Origin of the sequence: Streptomyces sp. BK239 (genome assembly GCF_004217285.1) — a bacterium.
Classification (GTDB): domain Bacteria; phylum Actinomycetota; class Actinomycetes; order Streptomycetales; family Streptomycetaceae; genus Streptomyces.
The window spans coordinates 270,450-284,986 of the sequence record NZ_SHKS01000005.1 but is presented as its reverse complement, the minus strand read 5'-3'; the positions used below and the strand labels follow the sequence as shown (position 1 = coordinate 284,986).

At 72.4% G+C, this 14,537-nt stretch carries 14 protein-coding genes and 1 pseudogene; 5 read left to right on the top strand and 10 right to left on the bottom strand.

What is annotated here, in order from left to right; translation table 11 throughout:
- Nucleotides 1-17: 17 nt before the first annotated feature.
- A complete protein-coding gene (locus tag EV567_RS17785) occupies nt 18-605 on the top strand; it encodes a TetR/AcrR family transcriptional regulator (protein WP_130441135.1) in 588 nt (195 codons plus the stop codon).
- 138 nt (nt 606-743) lie between these two features.
- Here EV567_RS17785 and groL read toward each other — a convergent pair whose 3' ends face one another.
- The 4 genes from groL to EV567_RS17765 form a co-directional block, all read right to left on the bottom strand.
- Nucleotides 744-2,369: a chaperonin GroEL gene (gene groL, locus EV567_RS17780; protein ID WP_130441133.1), complete on the bottom strand. Its 1,626-nt coding sequence runs from the start codon at nt 2,367-2,369 to the stop codon at nt 744-746.
- Between the two features lie 144 nt (nt 2,370-2,513).
- Nucleotides 2,514-2,822, bottom strand: a complete 309-nt coding sequence (gene groES, locus EV567_RS17775; RefSeq protein WP_020132158.1) for a co-chaperone GroES — start codon at nt 2,820-2,822, stop codon at nt 2,514-2,516.
- Nucleotides 2,823-3,175: 353 nt separating this feature from the next.
- Entirely contained in the window at nt 3,176-3,958 is a 783-nt protein-coding gene (locus EV567_RS17770; protein ID WP_130441131.1) for a polysaccharide deacetylase family protein, read from the bottom strand.
- Nucleotides 3,955-4,881 carry a polysaccharide deacetylase family protein gene (locus EV567_RS17765; RefSeq protein WP_130441129.1) on the bottom strand — a complete coding sequence of 309 codons (927 nt, stop codon included), beginning with the start codon at nt 4,879-4,881 and terminating at the stop codon, nt 3,955-3,957. Before EV567_RS17765 ends, EV567_RS17770 begins: the two co-directional genes overlap by 4 nt.
- Before the next feature lie 365 nt (nt 4,882-5,246).
- On the opposite strand from EV567_RS17765, the pseudogene EV567_RS28625 reads away from it, so the two are divergent.
- Nucleotides 5,247-5,309: pseudogene (locus EV567_RS28625) on the top strand (hypothetical protein); the annotation flags it as partial.
- 284 nt (nt 5,310-5,593) lie between these two features.
- On the opposite strand, the gene EV567_RS28225 reads toward EV567_RS28625, so the two are convergent.
- Nucleotides 5,594-6,067, bottom strand: coding sequence for a hypothetical protein (locus tag EV567_RS28225; protein ID WP_242620872.1), 474 nt, complete (start codon nt 6,065-6,067; stop codon nt 5,594-5,596).
- A gap of 20 nt (nt 6,068-6,087) precedes the next feature.
- On the opposite strand from EV567_RS28225, the gene EV567_RS28220 reads away from it, so the two are divergent.
- Entirely contained in the window at nt 6,088-6,513 is a 426-nt protein-coding gene (locus EV567_RS28220) for a transposase (protein ID WP_242620871.1), read from the top strand.
- A gap of 63 nt (nt 6,514-6,576) precedes the next feature.
- Nucleotides 6,577-7,767, top strand: a complete 1,191-nt coding sequence (locus tag EV567_RS17750; RefSeq protein ID WP_130441127.1) for a THUMP-like domain-containing protein — start codon at nt 6,577-6,579, stop codon at nt 7,765-7,767.
- Nucleotides 7,768-7,797: 30 nt separating this feature from the next.
- Here the strand turns inward: EV567_RS17750 and EV567_RS17745 are convergent, their stop codons facing one another.
- Complete coding sequence (locus tag EV567_RS17745) at nt 7,798-8,859, bottom strand: LCP family protein (RefSeq protein ID WP_242620870.1); 1,062 nt, start codon at nt 8,857-8,859, stop codon at nt 7,798-7,800.
- 106 nt (nt 8,860-8,965) lie between these two features.
- Nucleotides 8,966-10,045: a LacI family DNA-binding transcriptional regulator gene (locus tag EV567_RS17740; protein WP_130441123.1), complete on the bottom strand. Its 1,080-nt coding sequence runs from the start codon at nt 10,043-10,045 to the stop codon at nt 8,966-8,968.
- A 140-nt stretch (nt 10,046-10,185) separates the two neighbouring features.
- Here EV567_RS17740 and EV567_RS17735 point away from each other — a divergent pair, with 140 nt between their 5' ends.
- Nucleotides 10,186-12,555, top strand: coding sequence for a glycoside hydrolase family 3 N-terminal domain-containing protein (locus EV567_RS17735; RefSeq protein ID WP_130441121.1), 2,370 nt, complete (start codon nt 10,186-10,188; stop codon nt 12,553-12,555).
- Between the two features lie 37 nt (nt 12,556-12,592).
- Here the strand turns inward: EV567_RS17735 and EV567_RS17730 are convergent, their stop codons facing one another.
- The 3 genes from EV567_RS17730 to rimI are packed head-to-tail and all read right to left on the bottom strand — an operon-like array spanning nt 12,593 to nt 14,502.
- Nucleotides 12,593-12,853 carry a hypothetical protein gene (locus EV567_RS17730; RefSeq protein WP_130441119.1) on the bottom strand — a complete coding sequence of 87 codons (261 nt, stop codon included), beginning with the start codon at nt 12,851-12,853 and terminating at the stop codon, nt 12,593-12,595.
- A 10-nt stretch (nt 12,854-12,863) separates the two neighbouring features.
- Entirely contained in the window at nt 12,864-13,985 is a 1,122-nt protein-coding gene (tsaD, locus tag EV567_RS17725; protein WP_130441117.1) for a tRNA (adenosine(37)-N6)-threonylcarbamoyltransferase complex transferase subunit TsaD, read from the bottom strand.
- Complete coding sequence (rimI, locus tag EV567_RS17720) at nt 13,978-14,502, bottom strand: ribosomal protein S18-alanine N-acetyltransferase (RefSeq protein WP_165430424.1); 525 nt, start codon at nt 14,500-14,502, stop codon at nt 13,978-13,980. Before rimI ends, tsaD begins: the two co-directional genes overlap by 8 nt.
- Between the last annotated feature and the right edge of the window lie 35 nt (nt 14,503-14,537).

The window sequence follows — 14,537 nt, the reverse complement described above, 5'->3', positions numbered from 1 at the left end:
GCCGGAAGGAGAGCGTGGTGCCCGCAGCAGGCCCGGCCGAGGGAGCGTCCGCCCGCAGCAAGCGAGCAGACGCGGTACGCAACCAGCAGACGCTGCTCGACGCCGCGGCGGAGGTGTTCGTGACCTCGGGCATCGACGCGCCGATCCGTCAGATCGCGGCCCGGGCGGGTGTCGGGCTGGGGACGGTCTACCGCCACTTCCCCACCCGGGCGGACCTGGTCACCGCCGTCTATCACCATCAGATCGAGGCCTGCGCCGAAGCCGGCCCGAGGCTGCTGGCCGACGCCGCCTCCCCGTTCGACGCGCTGCGCCAGTGGATCGACCTCTTCGCCGACTTCCTGGTCACCAAGCACGGACTCGCCGACGCCCTCCAGTCCGACAGCGACCGCTTCGCCACGCTGCACACCCATTTCCTCGACCGGCTGATGCCCGTCTGCGCCCGGCTGCTCGACGCCGCCGTCGACGCCGGCGAGATCAGGCCCGGCACACAGCCCTACGAACTGATGCGCGGCATCGGCAACCTCTGCATCGGGCACGACAGCGACCCCCGCTACGACCCGCGGAGGCTGATCGAACTACTCCTCCGAGGGCTCCGACGCTCATGAATCCGCCCCTGCGCCCGGGCAGCACGAAGGCCCGGCGCTCCGTCCGGGGAGGCTGCTGGTCGATGCAGCGGTCTCACCGTTCAGGGGCGCCGGGCCTCACTGCCGATGTCGGTCAGTGCCCGTCAGTGGCGGGGTGCCTCAGTGGGCGTGGCCGTGGCCGTGGCCGGCCGCGGCGGGCTCTTCCTCTTCCTTCTTCTCGACGACCAGGGTCTCGGTCGTCAGGAGGAGGGAGGCGATGGAGGCGGCGTTCTCCAGGGCGGAGCGGGTGACCTTGACCGGGTCGATGACGCCGGCCTTGACCAGGTCGCCGTACTCGCCGGTCGCCGCGTTGAAGCCCTGGCCCTTGTCGAGCTCGGCGACCTTGGAGGTGATGACGTAGCCCTCCAGGCCGGCGTTCTCGGCGATCCAGCGCAGCGGCTCGACGGCGGCCTTGCGGACCACGGCGACGCCGGTCGCCTCGTCGCCGGTCTTGTCGAGGTTGCCCTCGAGGACCTTGACAGCGTGGACGAGCGCGGAACCGCCACCGGAGACGATGCCCTCCTCGACCGCGGCGCGGGTCGCGGAGATGGCGTCCTCCAGGCGGTGCTTCTTCTCCTTCAGCTCCACCTCGGTGGCGGCGCCGACCTTGATCACGCACACGCCGCCGGCCAGCTTCGCGAGGCGCTCCTGGAGCTTCTCGCGGTCCCAGTCGGAGTCCGTGTTCTCGATCTCGGCCTTGATCTGCGCGACGCGGCCCTGCACGTCGGCGGAGTTGCCGGCGCCGTCGACGATCGTGGTGTCGTCCTTGGTGACGGTGACGCGGCGGGCGGAGCCGAGGACGTCGATGCCGACCTGGTCGAGCTTGAGGCCGACCTCCTCGGAGATGACCGTGGCGCCCGTGAGGGTGGCCATGTCCTGCAGCATCGCCTTGCGGCGGTCGCCGAAGCCGGGGGCCTTGACCGCGACCGCGTTGAAGGTGCCGCGGATCTTGTTGACGACGAGGGTGGAGAGCGCCTCGCCCTCGAGGTCCTCGGCGATGATCAGCAGCGGCTTGGAGGCGTTGGCCTGGATGACCTTCTCCAGCAGCGGCAGCAGGTCGGCGATCGAGGAGATCTTGCCCTGGTTGATGAGGATGTAGGGGTCCTCCAGGACGGCCTCCATGCGCTCCTGGTCCGTCACGAAGTACGGCGACAGGTAGCCCTTGTCGAAGGCCATGCCCTCGGTGAAGTCCAGCTCCAGACCGAAGGTGTTGGACTCCTCGACGGTGATGACACCGTCCTTGCCGACCTTGTCCATGGCCTCGGCGATGAGCTCGCCGACCTGCTGGTCCTGGGCGGACAGCGCGGCCACGGCGGCGATGTCGGACTTCTCGTCGATCGGGCGGGCCGACGCGAGCAGGTCCTCGGAGACGGCCTTGACGGCGGCGTCGATGCCCTTCTTGAGGAGGGCGGGGGACGCGCCGGCGGCCACGTTCTTCAGGCCCTCGCGCACCAGCGCCTGGGCGAGCACGGTGGCGGTGGTCGTGCCGTCACCAGCGATGTCGTTGGTCTTGGTCGCCACCTCCTTCACCAGCTGCGCGCCGAGGTTCTCGTACGGGTCGTCGATCTCCACCTCGCGGGCGATCGTGACACCGTCGTTGGTGATGGTGGGGGCGCCGAACTTCTTGTCGATGACGACGTTGCGGCCCTTGGGACCGATCGTCACCTTGACCGTGTCGGCCAGCTTGTTGACGCCGCGCTCGAGGGCGCGACGGGCGTCCTCGTCGAACTTCAGGATCTTCGCCATGACAGCGGGAGCCCTCTCGGAGATCTGTGGATGAAGCTTTGAAAAAAACGCACTGCGCCCCGGGCGCCCGGCTTTTTATGTGGTCGCGGGGGCCAGGGGCGCAGCGTCAAGCATCAATGTGCTTCCGGAACGATCCGGGGTGAACTACTTCTCGATGATCGCGAGAACGTCGCGAGCCGAGAGGACGAGGTACTCCTCGCCGTTGTACTTCACCTCGGTGCCGCCGTACTTGCTGTACAGGACGACGTCGCCGACCTTGACGTCGAGCGGCAGGCGCTCGCCGTTCTCGAAGCGGCCCGGGCCCACGGCGAGGACGGCGCCCTCCTGGGGCTTCTCCTTCGCGGTGTCCGGGATGACCAGGCCCGAGGCCGTGGTCTGCTCGGCGTCGAGCGGCTGGACCACGATGCGGTCCTCGAGCGGCTTGATGGCAACCTTGGAGCTGGTGGTCGTCACGATCCGACCTCCCCCTTCGGAGATCTCACGGGGTTAACTGTCTGAGGTGGCGACCAGGTGGATCCGTCGTCGCGGGTGCCGGACCTGCCCGTCGCGTTGTTGGCACTCTCCAGTGGGGAGTGCCAGAGCCGAGACTATGACCGGGGTTAGCACTCGGTCAAGCGGAGTGCCAATGCCTGCGGCGCGTCGGCCGAAATTTCCGCTCGGGTGAGTGTGTTCGGCACCCGGTGCCGGGGTGGGCGCCGGCTGGGGGCTGCCGCCCCCAGACCCCCGCTTCGGCCCTGTACGGGCCTCGTCCGAAAACTCCCCCAGAGAGGGCACCCCCAGACGGGCCGGCTACAGCCGACCGCGCCTTACAGGTAGTCCTCCAGCTTTCCCACCGTCAGGTGTTGTCGCTGGATCTCGCGCAGCAGGCCCGGTGTCCGGTCGGGGGTCGTGGCGAGGATGTCGCCTGGGTGCAGGCGGTGGGGGTCGGTGGGGGTGTGCCACAGGACGATCGCGGTGATGCCGCAGTCGGCGGCGGCTCGGCGGGTGGTGGTGTCGTACGCGCCGTAGGGCGGGCGGAAGAGGCGGGGGCGCAGGCCGAAGCGGGCGTTGAGCTTGTTCTGCTGGCCGCAGATCTCGGCGCGCTGGCCGGCGTAGGGCAGGCCGCGCAGGGCGGCGTGGTCGAGGGTGTGGTTCTGGAGGTCCGCGCCGACCTCCCGCAGGCGGGCGAAGTGGGCGTAGGCCGGGCCGGCGACGCTGTCGGTGACGAACACACTGACGGGCAGGCGCAGTTCGCGGACCATGTCGACGAAACGGGGGTCGCGTTCGGCGCCGTCGTCGTAGGTGAGGAAGACGACCCTGTCGGAGGTGGTGACGCGGTCGAGGACCGGGGGGAGGGTCCGCCGGGGCGGGGGCTTCGGGCGGGCGGGGGCCGGTGCGGGGGCCAGGGGGGACGGGAGGCCCCAGCGGCGGTACGGCGGCTCGTTCGTCGCGGGGGCGTGCGCGGAGCGCGCTCGGGTCGCCGCCGGACCCGCCGCCGGTTCGCCCGCGGGGGCGCAGGCCGTGAGGGCGCAGACGCTGAGGGCCGCCGCGACGAGGACCGCCGCGAGTGCCGGCGCCGCCGGGGCCGAGGGCCGCCCCCGGTGTCTCACAGGTAGTCCTCCAGGCGGGCCACCGCGTACCCCTCTCTGGTCGCCTTGTTCAGGAAGGTGCGGACCATGTCGGGCATTGTGCCCTTCCAGTCGTCCGGGCCGCGGAAGTGACTCAGGACGATGTCGCCCGGGTGGAGCTCGCGGTCCCACTCGCGGTACTCCCAGTGGTCGACGAACACCTCCTCGTTCCACAGGGGCACATGGGTGACGCCGCAGGACTTCGCGGCTCGCAGGGTGGCCTTGTTGTAGTTGCCGTAGGGCGGGCGGAAGAGGCTCGGGCGGCGTCCGTACTGCTTCTCGACGACGTCCTGCATGCCGCAGATCTCGCGCTTCTGGCGCTGGTAGGACAGACCCGGCAGGTAGGGGTGGTGGAGGGTGTGGTTGTTGAGGGTCACCCCGTCGTCCTGCATCTTCTTGAAGTAGCCGTAGTCGTCCTTGACGAGGTAGTCGCTGAGGAACGCGGTGTACGGGATCCGCAGCTCGGTCATCATGCGCAGGAACGCCGGGTCCTTCTCCGCGCCGTCGTCGACGGTGAGGAAGACGACCTTGTCGTCGGTGGGGACGGTGGTGAAGACCGGCGGGAGGCCGAGCTCCTCGTGGTCGTCCACCTCGAAGCCCTCGCGGGTGCCGATCCTCGGCTTCCTCGCGGGTGGCGCGGGGGGTGTGAGCGGCGCCTTCTCCAGGTCCCAGCGCTCGGCCGCCGCGACCCGCGCCGCGTGGTCGGCGCGCAGTCTGGCCGCGTACGAGTGGAGGGGGCCGGCCTTCGGGCTCTCGTCGGGCTGCTGACCGGGGGCGGGACCGACCGCGCCGCCGCCGCTCTCCGCACAGCCCGAGACGATCGCGGCCAGGGCGAGGGCCGTGAGACCGCTCTGGTACGCCGTCCACCTCGTCCGGCATTTATCATTTCGTACGACTGATCCCATGGCGCCGGATCCTCGCAGTCCGGCCCGGAAACCCCCGTCCGACACCGCGGCCGGAGGCGCACAGTCCACCGACTGGCCCACTTGCTTGCCGGGCAGGGTGCCCGGCCCTTCAGGGCCGGGGTGAATGCCCGCTCCCGCGTAGCGGGGCAGGGGGAGCCGAATCGCCGTCAGGGCGATTGGGCGTCTCGGGAGGGACGGCGGCCTGAGCTGGGTGAAACCGACGTGAGCCGTTCGTGGTGTCGGCGGGTCGAGGGCCCTGGCGTGGGGGGGCTGCCCGGGTGGATGAGAGCGGTGCTGGTCACTCTTGCGGGTGATGGTGATCGAAGGCGTGGGCGGGAGGGGAACGGGATGGCTAGGTTCGCGGCATGTCGCGTTTCCGGATGTACCCGTCGCCTGCGCAGGCCGAGCGGATGCTCACGCACTGCGCGCACGCGAGGTATGTGTGGAACCTCGCGGTCGAGCAGCACGCGCACTGGCGGCCGGGTCGCCGGTCCGCACCGTCCTTTGCCGAGCAGTGCCGTCAGCTCACCGAGGCGCGGCGGGAGCATGTGTGGCTGGGTGCGGGGAACGCGGATGTGCAGCAGCAGGCGCTCAAGGACTTCGCCCGGGCCAAGAACGCCAGGTTCACGTCCGGGTTCGGTGAGCCGGCCTGGCGCAAGAAGCATGTGCACGAGGGTTTCCGGGTCATCGGCACCGACCGTGTACCGGAGTGTCACGCGGACGGGTCGCCGAAGCTGAACGCGAGGACCGGCAGGCCCGTCATGGGCCGCTCGGTCGTGGTGCGCCGGCTCAGCCGGCGGTGGGCGCAGGTCAGGGTGCCCGGCTGCGGCTGGGTCCGCTTCCGTCTCAGCGCCCGGGGCAAGGGTGCGAAGCCGCCCGAGGCGAAGACGTTCCGGGGCACCTTCCGCAACGGGCAGTGGCATGTCGCGTTCGCGGTCGTCCCTGATCCGGTCCCGGCGCCCGGCACGGGTGGGGTGATCGGCATCGACCGGGGTGTCACGGTCACCGCCGCCCTCGCCGACGGCAGGATGCTGAACTGCCCGCAGCTCACCGTCAAGGAACGCGCCCAGATCCGAAAGCACCAGCGGCGCGCCGCCCGCGCCCCGAAAGGCAGCCCCCGCAAGGCGGCCGAGTACGCGAAGATGGCCAGGCTCAGGGCGCGGGAGGCGATGCGGCGCAAGGACATGGTGCGAGAAGACCAGCACCATGCTCGCCCGCACCTACGACCTGGTGCGGTTCGAGAAGCTGAACATCAAGAACATGACCCGCTCCGCGAAGGGGACCGTGGAGCAGCCCGGCAGGAACGTGGCGCAGAAGTCCGGTCTCAACCGGTCGATCCTCGCCCAGGGCTGGGGCCTGCTCCGGCAACGCACCGGGCACAAGGCGCCCGGCCGGGTCGAGGACGTTCCCGCCCCGTACACGAGTCTGCGGTGCAGTGCCTGTGGATGGATCGACAAGAACTCGCGCAAGAGCCAAGCCGAGTTCGTCTGTTCCGCCTGCGGCTTCACCTGCAACGCGGACACCAACGCCAGTAACAACGTCGCGGCAGGACAGGGCGGGGATCCCCCGCCCCCGGCGCACAGCCGGTGCCGGAGGGGCGACAACGGCCACCCGCCGTCCGAACGCCCGTGAACCTCAACCCAAATGGGTTGGAATCCCCCTCTCTCTAGAGGGGGAGGATGTCAAAATGACCCGGTGAACGACCTCGTCCCTCTCCTCACCGCCGAAGGCCGCGCCCTGCTCGACGCCGTGCGCGGTACCGCCCCCGCCGACGAACTCGCCGTCGCCACCCGGCTGCGGCGCACGCATCCCGCCCCGCTCGTCTCCGCCGCCCTGGGGCAGGAACGGCTGCGGCAGCGGGCGGCGGTGAAGTTCGGGGCCGAGGACGCGGCGCGGATGTTCTTCACGCCCAACGGGGTCGAGCAGTCGACGCGGGCGAGCGTGGCGGCGTACCGGGCGGCGCGGCTGAGGGAGCTGGGCGTGTCCCGCGTCGCCGACCTGTGCAGCGGGATCGGCGGCGACGCGATCGCGCTGGCGCGCGCGGGGATCACGGTGCTGGCCGTGGACCGGGACCCGGTGACGGCGGCGGCGGCCCGGGCGAACGCGGACGCGCTCGGCCTCGCCGGCCTGATCGAGGTACGGGAGGCGGACGTGACGGAGGTGGACACGGCCGGGTACGACGCCGTGTTCGTCGACCCCGCAAGGCGGGGCGGCCGGGGGCGGATCTTCGACCCGGAGGCGTACTCGCCGCCCCTGTCCTGGGCCGTCGGGGCCGCGCTCGAGGCGCCGCACGCCGCGCTGAAGGTGGCCCCGGGCATCCCCCACGAGGCCGTGCCCGCCGAGGCCGAGGCCGAGTGGATCTCGGACGGCGGGGACGTGAAGGAGGCGGTGCTGTGGTTCGGGACGGCCCCGGGCGCCGTGCGCGCCACGCTGCTGCCCGGCCCGCGCACCCTGCGCGGCGCCGGTCTGCCGAACCCGCCCGTGCGCCCCGTCGGCCGCTACCTCTACGAGCCCGACGGGGCCGTCATCCGCGCGCATCTGGTCGCTGACGTCGCCCGGGACCTCGACGGCGGCCTGGTCGACGAGACCATCGCCTACGTCACCGCGGACACCCTGCGGCCGACGCCGTACGCCACCGCGTACGAGATCACCGACCGGCTGCCCTTCAACGTCAAGAAGCTGAAGGCGCTGCTGCGGGAGCGGGGGGTGGGGATCCTGACGGTGAAGAAGCGCGGGTCGGCCGTGGAACCGGAGGAACTCCGCAAGAAGGTCAGGCCCCAGGGACCGAACGCGGCGACGGTCTTCCTGACCCGCGTGGCGGGAGCCCCGACGATGCTCGTCGGCCGCCCGACCGAAGCCCCCACGACCGACGGCCCCCGCCCGTAGCTCAGTTGCGCATGCCGCGGGGCAGGCGCATCAGGGACGGCGCAGGGACCTCCAGAGGTCGCTTGCCCCGGGGTTGCGGGCGACCACCCGGTTGGGGTCCGAGGGGGCCGGGCGCACCGGCATCATCACGGTCGTGACCTGCGCTGCGGACAGGGACTTCAGACTCCGGGCGAGTTCCGTCAGCTCGGAGAGGGAGTCCAGGCCGGTGTCGGTGGTGAGGCTCCGGGTGGCCGCGTCGGCGACCTCGTACAGGCGGGTGGGGCTGGTGAACAGGTCGGTGGAGGCGATCTGTTCGAGGAGGGCCTTCACCAGGGTCTGCTGGAGGCCGATGCGGCCGAGGTCGCTGCCGTCGCCTATGCCATGCCGGGTGCGGGCCAGGGCGAGGGCCTGGACGCCGTCGAGGTGGTGGACGCCCGCCGCGAGGGTGAGGTGGCTGTCCTCGTCGTCGATGTCCTCGGTCGTGGTCACCGTGACCCCGCCGAGCGCGTTCACCAGCTTCGCGAAGCCCGAGAAGTCGACCTCGACGTAGTGGTCCATGCGCACGCCGGTGATCGACTCGACGGTCTTCACCGCGCACACCGGACCGCCCACGGAGTACGCGGTGTTGAACATGACGCCGTGCGCCCTCGACGTGGAGCCGCCGCCGGGCAGCGGGCAGGACGGCCGGGTCACCAGGGTGTCGCGCGGGATGCTGACGATCGTGGCGCTGCGGCGGCCCGCGTCGACGTGCACGACCATCGCGGTGTCGGAGCGGGCGCCGGTGCTGTCGCCGCCGCCGAGTTCCCGGTTCTCCCTGCCGCCGCGCGAGTCGGAGCCCAGGACGAGGATGTTGAGGGACCCCGCCGGTAACGGGGCGGGGGACGCGGCGCCGTACGGCACGGGGGCGTTCACCGCCCGCGCCGGGCGGTCGTCGCCGAGCGCGGTGTCGATGTCGACGCTCGTGATGTTGCCGTCGAGGTGCCGGTAGGCCGCCCAGCCCGCCGCGGCCGCGCCCAGGACCAGCGCGGCGGCGAGGGTGAGGCCGACGGTCTTCAGCGTTCCCGGCCGTCTGCGCCGGCCGTCTCCATGCTCGCTCGCGTCGATTTCCGTCACGCGATGAACGTAAGTCCGAATTATTAGGGGGCTGTTAGGACGTCCGCCCCAAACAGGTTCTGGACCTGTTCCACGGGATGACCGGCACGGCGAAAGTTTCGACCGGTCAGCCGATTTGCTTCGGTCCCGTCGATCCGCCCGGCGCCGCCGTGCTCGTGCGCACGACGAGACTCGTCGCCAGTTCCACCCGCGTCGCCGCCGGCCCTTCCTGCGACGAGGACCGCCCCAGCTCCAGCACCAGCCGGGCCGCCGCCTCCGCCATCTCCATCAGCGGCTGCCGTACGGTCGTCAGCGGCGGCCCCACCCAGGGCGCCACCGGCAGATCGTCGAAGCCGACGACGCTCAGGTCCTCCGGGATCCTCAGCCCCAGCTCGCGCGCCGCCTCGTACACGCCGAGCGCCTGGAGGTCGTTACCGGCGAAGACGGCGGTGGGGCGGTCGGGGCGGTCGAGCAGCTCACGGCCGATCCGGTAGCCCGCCTCGTGGTGGAAGTCGCCGGTCCTGATCAGCGCCGGGTCGACCGGCAGCCCGGCCGTCTCCAGGGCGGCCCGGTAGCCGTCGATGCGGGCCCGGCTGCACATCATCTGCGGCGGCCCGCTGATCGCGCCGATCCGCCGGTGCCCCAGCTCCACCAGATGCCGGGTCGCGGCCAGCCCGCCCTGCCAGTTGGTGGCGCCGATCGACGGCACGTCCGCGCCCGGGTCGCCCGCCGGGTCCATCACCACGAACGGGATGGAACGGCTGGTCAGCAGCGCGCGCTGGGACTCGTCGAGCCCGGACAAAACCAGGATCACGCCGTGCGGGCGGCGGGCGGCGACCTGGTCGGCCCAGGTCCGCCCGGGCGTGAGCCGCCCGGCGCTCTCGCTCAGCACCACGCTCAGCCCGGCGTCCCGCGCGACGTTCTCCACACCCCGGATGACCTCCATCGCCCAGGCGCTCTCCAGCTCGTGGAAGACCAGGTCGATCAGGGGCGAGCGGGTCGCCTCCGCACGCCGGCGCCGGTAGCCGTGGGCGCGCAGCAGCTCCTCGACACGGGTGCGGGTCGCGGGGGCGACGTCGGCGCGGCCGTTGAGGACCTTCGAAACAGTCGGGGCGGAGACGCCGGCCTCGCGGGCGATCTCCGCGAGCGTGGCGGTCTGCGTCGCCCGCGCTCCTGTCCGCGTTCCAGCGGGATCCGGGGAAGTCATGGCGGCGATCGTATCCCCGCACCCCCTCTTGACGAACCTCGTACGGCACCATAGGTTCCCGGAACATTCGAAGTGTGTTACGAAACATTCGAATCCTTCGGGACCGGTTTCCTCCAGGACACCTCCGGGACAGGAGTTTCATGACCACCGCCCCCTGGCGTGACAGCGCTCTGCCCGCCGCCGCCCGAGTCGACGACCTCCTCGCCCGGATGACCCTGGAGGAGAAGACCGCCCAGCTGTACGGGGTGTGGGTCGGCGCCGCGACGGACGGCGAGGGAGTCGCCCCGCACCAGCACGACATGACCGCCGAGGCCGCCGAGCGGGACTGGGCCGAGCTGATCACCCGGGGACTCGGCCAGCTGACCCGCTCCTTCGGCACCGCCCCCGTGGACCCGGCGGTCGGCGCCCGCGCCCTGGCCGGGGCGCAGCGGCAGATCGCCGGGGCGAGCCGCTTCGGCATCCCGGCGGTGGCGCACGAGGAGTGCCTCGCCGGGTTCACCGCCTGGCGGGCAACGGCCTACCCGGTCCCGCTGGCCTGGGGGGCCTCCTTCGACCCGCCGCTGGTCGAGGAGATGGCCCGGCGCATCGGGCGGGACATGCGCTCGGTCGGCGTGCACCAGGGACTGGCGCCCGTGCTCGACGTCGTCCGCGACCCGCGGTGGGGGCGGGTCGAGGAGACGATCGGCGAGGACCCGTACCTGGTCGGCACGGTCGGCACGGCGTATGTGCGGGGCCTTGAGTCGGCGGGGATCGTCGCCACGCTCAAGCACTTCGCCGGGTACGCCTCCTCGGCGGGCGCGCGGAACCTCGCCCCCGTGCGGGCGGGCGCGCGCGAGTTCGCCGACGTGACGCTGCCGCCGTTCGAGATGGCGCTGCGCGAGGGCGGGGCGCGTTCGGTGATGGCCGCGTACACGGAACGGGACGGCGTCCCCGCCTCCGCCGACCCGGAGCTGCTGACCGGGCTGCTGCGCGAGGAGTGGGGCTTCACCGGGACGGTGGTCGCCGACTACTTCGGCATCGGCTTCCTCCAGACCCTGCACCGGGTGGCGGGCACGCCGGCGGAGGCGGCCCGGCTGGCGCTGGAGGCCGGGGTCGACGTCGAGCTGCCCACGGTGAAGTACTACGGCGACGCGCTGGTCGCGGCCGTGCGGGAGGGGCTGGTCCCGGAGGACCTGGTCGACCGGGCGGCCCGCCGGGTGCTGGTGCAGAAGTGCGAACTCGGGCTCCTCGACGAGGACTGGCGGCCGGAGGGGGCGGCGGAGCAGGAGACGGCCGGGGAAGCGGCTGGGGAGACGGCCGGGTCCGACCGGCCCCGCATCCGGCTCGACTCGGGGGCCAACCGCGCGCTCGCCCGTCGGCTGGCCGAGGAGTCCGTGGTGCTGCTCGACAACCCCGACGGGCTGCTCCCCCTCGCCCCCGGCACCCGGATCGCGGTGGTGGGCCCGAGAGCGGCGGACCCGCTCGCCATGCTCGGCTGCTACTCCTTCCCCTCCCATGTCCTCACCCACCACCCCGGCGTGGAGACCGGCATCGGGATCCCGACGCTGCTGGAGTCGCTGCGCGCCGAACTGCCCGACGCCAAGGTCACGTTCGCTGAGGGGTGCCCGGTGTCGGAGCCGGACCGGTCCGGGTTCGACGAGGCGGTGGCCCGGGCGGCCGAGGCCGACGTCTGCGTGGCGGTCCTCGGCGACCGGGCGGGCCTGTTCGGGCGGGGCACCTCGGGCGAGGGCTGCGATGTGACGGACCTTCGACTGCCGGGCGTGCAGGGGGAGTTGCTCGACGCGCTGACGGCGACGGGCGTCCCGGTGGTGCTGGTCCTGCTGACCGGCCGCCCCTACGCGCTCGGCCGGTGGCACGGCCGGCTGGGCGCGGCGGTCCAGGCCTTCTTCCCCGGCGAGGAGGGCGGCCCGGCGGTCGCGGGAGCCCTGTCGGGCCGGGTGAACCCCTCGGGCCGCCTCCCGGTGAGCGTGCCGCGCGTCCCCGGCGGCCAGCCGTGGACGTACCTCCAGCCGCCGCTGGGCCTGGCCGGGGAGGTCAGCAACCTGGACCCGACCCCGCTGTACGCCTTCGGGCACGGCCGCTCGTACACGACGTTCGTCTGGGAGGACGTCACGGGCGGCCCCGACGCGGAGATCTCCACCGACGGCTCCTACGACCTCTCCGTCACCGTCCGCAACACCGGCGACCGCGCCGGCGCGGAGGTCGTCCAGCTGTATCTGCACGACCCGGTGGCGAGCGTGACCCGCCCCGACGTGCGCCTGGTCGGCTACCAGCGCCTGGAACTGGCCCCGGGCGAGGCCGGCCGGGTCACCTTCCGCTTCCACACCGACCTGTCGGCGTTCACCGACCGCGAGGGCCGGCGCGTGGTGGAGCCCGGCGCGCTGGAACTCCGGCTGTCCTCCTCCAGCGCCGACCACCGCCACACGGCGTCACTGCGGCTGACGGGTCCGGTGCGCGAGGTGGGGACCGACCGCCGACTGTGCTGCGAGACGGAGGTGTCAGCGGGCTGAGGGACGACGCCGCACGGGCGATCGGCCCCGCACGGGCTCACGCCTGGTCGGTCACCGACTCGAAGCGCCAGCGGTGCACCGACCGGGTCGTCAACCCGTCTTCCGGCTCGGGCAGTTCGGGAAGTTCGGCGTCGAGGTCGGCGTCCCACCAGGTGATGACGAGGACCCGGTCCTGGGGGGCGCGGAAGGTCTCGCGGCGCAGGGGGACGCCGTCGAGCCGCTGGGCGCGGGCCCAGGCCAGCAGTTCCTCGCCGCGTCCCGCCGCCGCCCGGGCCTCCCACATCAGCGCGACCGTCATGCCGCAGCCCTCATGAGTACAGGTTCTCCTTGCTGACCTCGTGCACGTGATCGTGGCCGTGGCTGTGCCCGTGGTCGTCGTCGTGCGTGTGGCCCGGAACGTGCGGGTCGGTCACCGGGAGGGAGGAGTCCGCGGACAGGTCCCAGCCGGACGCGGCCCGCCCCCGGGCGACCATCTCCGCGCCCAGCGCGGCCACCATCGCGCCGTTGTCCGTGCACAGCTTGGGACGCGGGACCCGCAGCCGGATGCCGGCGGCCTCGCAGCGCTCCTGGGCGAGGGCGCGCAGCCGGGAGTTGGCCGCGACGCCGCCGCCGATCATCAGGTGGTCGACGCCCTCGTCCTTGCAGGCCCGCACGGCCTTGCGGGTGAGGACGTCGACGACCGCCTCCTGGAAGGAGGCCGCCACGTCACGCACCGGGACCTCCTCGCCGGCGGCCCGCTTGGCCTCGATCCAGCGGGCCACCGCGGTCTTCAGACCGGAGAAGGAGAAGTCGTAGGCGGGGTCGCGGGGGCCGGTCAGGCCGCGCGGGAAGGCGATCGCCCGCGGGTCGCCCTCGCGTGCGTAGCGGTCGATGACCGGGCCGCCGGGGAAGCCGAGGTCCAGCACCCGGGCGATCTTGTCGAAGGCCTCGCCGGCCGCGTCGTCGATCGTGGCGCCCATCGGACGGACGTCGGAGGTGATGTCGGAGGACAGGAGCAGCGAGGAGTGGCCGCCGGACACCAGCAGCGCCATCGTCGGCTCGGGCAGCGGGCCGTGCTCCAACTGGTCCACGCAGATGTGCGAGGCGAGGTGGTTCACGCCGTACAGCGGCTTGCCGAGCGCGTAGGCGTACGCCTTCGCCGCCGAGACGCCGACCAGCAGCGCGCCCGCGAGGCCGGGGCCGGCTGTGACGGCGATGCCGTCCAGGTCCTTCGCCGAGACGCCCGCCTCCTTCAGCGCGCGGTCGACGGTGGGGATCATCGCCTCCAGATGGGCCCGGGATGCGACCTCGGGGACCACCCCGCCGAAGCGGGCGTGCTCGTCGACGCTGGAGGCGATGGCGTCCGCCAGCAGCGTGGTGCCGCGCACGACGCCGACGCCGGTCTCGTCGCAGGAGGTCTCGATGCCCAGGACGAGCGGTTCGTCAGCCATTGATCTCGGTTCCTTGTACGCCGTTCAGGGAGGTGGAGGGATCGGTGAGGCGCATCACCAGGGCGTCCACGTTGCCCGGCTGGTAGTAGCCACGCCGGAAGCCGATGGCCTCGAAGCCGAAACGCTCGTACAGCTTCTGCGCGCGGACGTTGTCGACCCGGCACTCCAGCATGACCTCGGTGCAGTCGAACTCTGTCGCCGCGCGCAGCAGTTCGGTGAGCAGGCGGGCGCCGAGCCCGGTGCCCCAGCGTTCGCGGGCGACGGCGATGGTCTGGATGTCGGCGCCCGTCGCGGAGCCGTCCTCGCCCTCGCCCCCGCCCTCGGACGCGGTGCCGGCGACGGCCAGACCGGCGTACCCGACGATGCGGTCGCCGTCGGTGGCCACGACGTAGCGCCGGGTCGCGCCGGGGCCGCGGGCGTGGGCCAGGTCGGACCAGAACATGCCCCGCGACCAGGCGTCCTCGGGGAAGAGGTCCTTCTCCAGTTCCAGCACGGGTTCGATGTCCCACCAGCGCATCTCGCGCAGCGCGGGCAGGGCGGTCTCGGAGGCGG